This window comes from Actinomycetota bacterium, from assembly GCA_035759705.1.
Taxonomy (GTDB): domain Bacteria; phylum Actinomycetota; class CADDZG01; order JAHWKV01; family JAHWKV01; genus JAJCYE01.
The window spans coordinates 1-4,975 of sequence record DASTUJ010000079.1 but is presented as its reverse complement, the minus strand read 5'-3'; the positions used below and the strand labels follow the sequence as shown (position 1 = coordinate 4,975).

Genomic DNA, 4,975 nt, shown 5'->3' with positions numbered 1-4,975 from the left:
GTGCGGGATCCCGGACCGGGGCTGTCGGTGACCAGCTCAATGGAGGCCATGTGCCCTCCTTCGTTCGCCCTTCCCCGGGTGCCGTAGGGTTCCGACCGTACCAGCAGACCCGAGGGGCTATGCACCTATGGTAACGCCGAGGGTTCCACCCGAGGGCCACGCACGAGAGTCCCGGCGGCTAGGGCTGCTCCTCCTCAACGGTCGGAGGCGTTTTATACCAGCGGGCGGAAGAAGGGTTAACCCCTCAACGATGATTCCCGCTGCCCAACCAAATGGGTCAGGCCCCTGCGGAAACCTTCACCGGGGCCGCCTCGGCGTCCTCAGCCGGGGTCTCCTTTGGCTCGGAGCCGCCCTTGGCCAGGTCGTTGTGGTGGGCGATCAGCTTGCAGATGTCGACGACCCGTGCCGAGTAGCCGGCCTCGTTGTCGTACCAGGCCAGAACTTTCGCCTGGGTGCCGGGACCGCGGCGGGTCGAGGCGAGGTCCATGACCGTGGAGTGCTGGTCGCCGTGGAAGTCGCTGGAGACCAGCGGCTCGTCGGTGACGTCGAGCACCCGGCTCATCGGCCCCACTGCGTACTCACGGAAGGCTTCGTTGATCTCCTGGGTGGTGGTTCCGCGGCCCAGGGTGACGCTGAGGTCGACCAGCGACACATCGGGGACCGGGACCCGGACTGCGATGCCGACGATGCGGCCGGCCAGCTCGGGCATGACCTTGTCGATCGCCTTGGCGGCGCCGGTCTTCGTGGGGGTCATGTTCAGGGTTGCGGCACGGGCCCGGCGGGGGTCGCTGTGGGTACCGTCGAGAAGCTGCTGGTCGCGGGTGAAGGCGTGGATGGTGGTCATCAGGGCGCCCTCTACGACGAACTCGTTGTGCAGGACCTTCAGCATCGGCGCCAGGCAGTTGGTGGTGCATGAGGCGGCGGAGATGATCCAGTGGCGGTCGTGGTCGTAGATCTCGTCGTTCACTCCCATGACCAGGGTGCAGTCCTCGTACTGGCCCGGGGCGGTCAGGACGACCTTGCCGGCGCCGGCCTTGAGGTGCTTGGCCGCAGCCTCGCGGTGGTTGAAGTGGCCCGTGGCCTCGACAACGATGTCGACCTCAAACGCGTGCCAGGGGCACAGGAGCGGGTCACGCTGGTCGGTGACCCGGATGTGGCGGCCGTCGACGATGAGGTCCTGCTTGTCGCTGGAGACCTTCCCCTGGTAGCGACCGAACACCGAGTCGTACTTGAACATGTGCTCGGCGGCCTGGGGGGTAGTGCGGGAGGAGTTGACTGCAACTACTTCCAGGTCCGGCTCGCCCATAGATATCTGCCGCAGAACCTGGCGTCCAATTCGTCCGAAACCGTTGATCGCGATGCGCGTCGTCATGAGCTACTCCTCCTTGAGCCAAATTGTTGGAGCGACCGGAACAAGCCTGGGCGCTCGTTTTGGGGTGGGAACTCGGTGGCTGACGCGAAAGAATTCCCGAATAGGTAGTCACCTAGGATACCCGAAATTTCGGATGCCAGCCAGGGAATCCGAAACAAATCTCGAATCGCACCGCAGGAAGCGAAGCCGTTTGACTTAGTTTCGGCGAGTGGGGCGCCAAACCTGGGGGAGCGATCCGTAGCCGGATGAGTCGGGTGTCGCCCGCTCCGGGTTCCGGGGCCGCTGGATGATGAACTCGTCTGCGGTGTCGTCCTTCTCCTGTTCCGGCTCGGGCGGGCGCACCTGCTCGATCTCCTCGGAGGGGGACACCAGCCGGCGCCGGGGAACCGCAGGCTGCTCTTCGCTCCGGCCGCCTTCCTCTCTCGACCTGGCTGCGATGGTGCTGCGACGGGTGACCGGACCGGTGGTCTTGGGACGGGTCCCGGCGGAGGTCGGCCTCTCCTGGCCGGATCTGCTCCCGGCCGCGCGGCCCGAAGGTTTGGCCGGAGCGGCCGTCTTTGCGGCGGGTTTGGCCGCTGCGGAGCGGGGACTGCTGGGTCGCACTCCGGTGACCAGCTTTTGGCCCGCTGCGGCCGGCCGGCCGGTTCCTCCCTTGGTGCGGGAGTCCGAACGCCAGCCGAGCTCGAGCGCGATGTCATTCAGAGGCTCGACCTGCCGGGTGTTGGGGTCGAAGGAGTAGCGGGCCAGACGCTTTTGGCCCCGGGACTCGTACTCGAAGCTAACCTGCCAGCGGCCGTTCTTGCGCATGGCCTTCCAGGCGTCCTCGATGGCCTCGGTGCCCATCCGCAGACGTTTGGCGCCGAGGTTCTCCTCAACCGCGTCCCCGATGCTCATACCGGAGGGACCGAGGCGGGGCTTGGAAAGGGTGGCGGCACGCACGGCATCGATGACGTCCCGGCGTTCGGCAAGAATTGCGAAGGAGAAGCGGCGGATCCAGTCGACCTCGGTCCCCGCCAGGCGGGCCACCTGCTCCTCGGTCTTGCCCTCACGAAGCAGGCTCTGAATCTCCTTGGGGCTGAGCTTGGAGACGACCCTCGGAGCCGGCGGGGCTTCGGGCTCCTCGGCCTCTTCTGCGACCTCGGGCTCCTGGGCCTCGGCGACCTCATCGAGCCGGGCGACCTCTTCGAGGGTATGCCGCAGCCGGGAGTCCACGCTGACCACGAAATTGCCGCTGGTCGCGCCGCGCTCGTCGGCGAAGATGAGGTTCTTCAAGTCGGTTGTGAACCCAACCAGATGCAGTCTGACCATTTTCTCCAAGCCCCTAGGAACTCGAAGAATAAAGGATATAGAGCCGGGGGCTCCGAATTACGCCTCCGGAAGGCCCATTCAGCTCCAATAGTGCGGGAAAAGGTGCTTTTCCTAACCTGCCTTCTGGCGGAATCTCAGCACCGGGGCCAGGCCGGCCTGCTGAAGACGGGTGATGGCCGGCTCCTGGTCAGGTTCGATGACAAGCGGCTCGTCGTTGCGTCGGGTGAGAACCGCCATCACGAAGCAGTCCTGGCAGTGGGTGCTCCGGTACATCTCACATTCCTTGCAGTCGATGATCACTGGCGCCTTCCTTCCGGTCGTGTGTCGTTGTGCTTCGGGGCGGTCATCCCTAGCTCCTGGAGCAGCTTGCCCCGGGTGGTCTCGGTAATCCCGTCCTCGTAGCCGTTCAGGTAGGCCATCCGCAGAAACCAGCCCAGCTGTTCGAGGGTGGGATCCGACTCGATGCTGAAAACGCAGGACCAGACATCGGCCAGCCGGGGATCCAGCTCCGAAGCCAGCCGGCTTCCCCACTCGAGGACCTCGCCGGGGCTGTGGTGCTCCGCCCTGTGTTCGGAACCCGAAGATTCGAACCGCTCCATGCTCTTCTCCCTTCCTTCCGAACCGCCGTCCCGAAGCCCGCTTGGGCGACTGGTTTGTTCGACAGGAAGAACGATAGGGAGGGGGTATGACAAAACGACCGGCCTGGGGAGGCCGGTCGAAAAAAGTTGCGAAAAATTTGCTGTCGATGCCCCAGGGGGCTAGTTCATGGAGATGAGCACGCCGAGGCGCTTGAACTCCTTGACGAAGTTGTCCTTGGACTCGCCGGTCAACGCAGCCAGCGCGTCGATATCGCTCGCTCGGACGAAGACCAGGCTCTCGGTCTCCCCACGCTTGACCTGGATGTAGGTCAGGTACTCGGTCAGGGGGTGGTAGGCGGCCGACGGGAGTGCTTTCAAGCGCTCCAGGTCAAGTCCCGGCCTGGGCACGGATCCCGATCCCGCCGCAGCCAGGGCGACCGGGTCCGGCTCGGCCCGGCGCTCCTTGATGACCAGTTCGTTCGAGGGCTCCGCGGCGCTCTTGAGCGCCTTCTCGATTCCCAACAACCTCATCAGCCATTTCATGGGATCAACATACTCCAATTGCAGATTGAACCGTTCGGCCCCGTAAGGCCTCTATATGTGCCGGCAACTAGGCGTTCGAAACCTCCACCAGGCGATTAAGCGCCGCCAGTGCGTTCCCCGAGTCGACGGACTCCCTGGCAAGGGCAACCCCTTCTTCGAATCCGCCGGCGAGCCCGGCAGCGATGATGCCGGCCGCCGAGTTCAGGATCACGACCTCCCGGTCGGGGCCCTCACGGCCTTTCAGCACCTCCCGGACGACCCGGGCGTTGTTCTCGGCGTCGCCGCCGGCGAGCGCGGCGGGCGCCGCCCGGGGGATGCCGTAGTCAAGTGGGTCGACGACCGACTCCCTGGTCTCCCCTCCCTCCAGCTCCCACAGGTTCGAAGGGCCGGTGGTGGACAGCTCGTCCAGGCCGTCGAAACCCCGGAAGACCAGCACCCGCTCGCTGCCCAGAGCCGCCAGGACCTCGAGCATCCGGGGCGCCATCGACTTGTCGGAGACGCCGAGCGCCTGGAATTTCGCCCCCGCCGGGTTGGTCAGGGGCCCGAGGAAGTTGAAGACGGTGGGGACACCGAGCTCCTTGCGGATCGGTCCGGCGTGCCGCATCGACGGGTGAAAGATCGGGGCGAAGCAAAAACCGACGCCGGCCTCGTCCAGGCATCGTTTGACCCCTTCGGGCCCCAGGTCGACCTTGACGCCCAGCGCCTCCAGGACGTCGGCCGACCCGCAGCTGCTCGACATCGCCCGGTTGCCGTGTTTGGCAACCTTGGCGCCGGCCCCCGCCACGACCATCGCGGCCATCGTCGACACGTTGATCGAGCCCGACCGGTCTCCGCCCGTGCCACAGGTGTCCACCACCGGGTAGTCGACCTCGACCTTCTGGGAGAACCCCCTCATGGTCTCGACCAGGCCGATCATCTCCTCCACGGACTCGCCCTTCGCCCGGAGCCCGGCCAGAAACGCCCCGATCTGCGAGGGAGCCGCCTCCCCCGCCATGATCCGCTCCATCGCCCAGGCAGCCTGTCCGCGTTCCAGGGAGGTGCCGGAAAGGATCGTCCCGAAGATCTCGCTCCAGGTGCTGGTCTTGGTTTCGGTAGTCACTTTTCCGCTTCCTCTCTAGTTCCGGGCTGCCGCACTCAGGACCGAAGCCGGTTGAGTGCAGGATGCAGATCTTGG

The 4,975-nt window shown here is 65.6% G+C and carries 6 protein-coding genes; all 6 read right to left on the bottom strand.

The window, feature by feature from the left end; translation table 11 throughout:
* Nucleotides 1-277 precede the first annotated feature (277 nt).
* A complete protein-coding gene (gene gap, locus VFV09_05265) occupies nt 278-1,372 on the bottom strand; it encodes a type I glyceraldehyde-3-phosphate dehydrogenase (GenBank protein ID HEU4867122.1) in 1,095 nt (364 codons plus the stop codon).
* Between the two features lie 195 nt (nt 1,373-1,567).
* Entirely contained in the window at nt 1,568-2,680 is a 1,113-nt protein-coding gene (sepH, locus tag VFV09_05260) for a septation protein SepH (GenBank protein HEU4867121.1), read from the bottom strand.
* Between the two features lie 111 nt (nt 2,681-2,791).
* On the bottom strand, nt 2,792-2,980 hold the full coding sequence (locus VFV09_05255; protein HEU4867120.1) for a hypothetical protein: 189 nt from the start codon (nt 2,978-2,980) through the stop codon (nt 2,792-2,794).
* On the bottom strand, nt 2,977-3,279 hold the full coding sequence (locus VFV09_05250) for a hypothetical protein (GenBank protein HEU4867119.1): 303 nt from the start codon (nt 3,277-3,279) through the stop codon (nt 2,977-2,979). Before VFV09_05250 ends, VFV09_05255 begins: the two co-directional genes overlap by 4 nt.
* Before the next feature lie 159 nt (nt 3,280-3,438).
* A complete protein-coding gene (locus tag VFV09_05245; protein ID HEU4867118.1) occupies nt 3,439-3,801 on the bottom strand; it encodes a hypothetical protein in 363 nt (120 codons plus the stop codon).
* 67 nt (nt 3,802-3,868) lie between these two features.
* Entirely contained in the window at nt 3,869-4,900 is a 1,032-nt protein-coding gene (gene trpD / locus VFV09_05240; GenBank protein HEU4867117.1) for an anthranilate phosphoribosyltransferase, read from the bottom strand.
* Nucleotides 4,901-4,975 lie beyond the last annotated feature (75 nt).

What these genes read in the sequence shown, in the direction of transcription:
- gap (HEU4867122.1), bottom strand. Translation starts at nt 1,372, where the DNA reads ATGACGACGCGCATCGCGATCAACGGTTTCGGACGAATTGGACGCCAG.
- VFV09_05245 (HEU4867118.1), bottom strand. Translation starts at nt 3,801, where the DNA reads ATGAAATGGCTGATGAGGTTGTTGGGAATCGAGAAGGCGCTCAAGAGC.
- sepH (HEU4867121.1), bottom strand. Translation starts at nt 2,680, where the DNA reads ATGGTCAGACTGCATCTGGTTGGGTTCACAACCGACTTGAAGAACCTC.
- VFV09_05250 (HEU4867119.1), bottom strand. Translation starts at nt 3,279, where the DNA reads ATGGAGCGGTTCGAATCTTCGGGTTCCGAACACAGGGCGGAGCACCAC.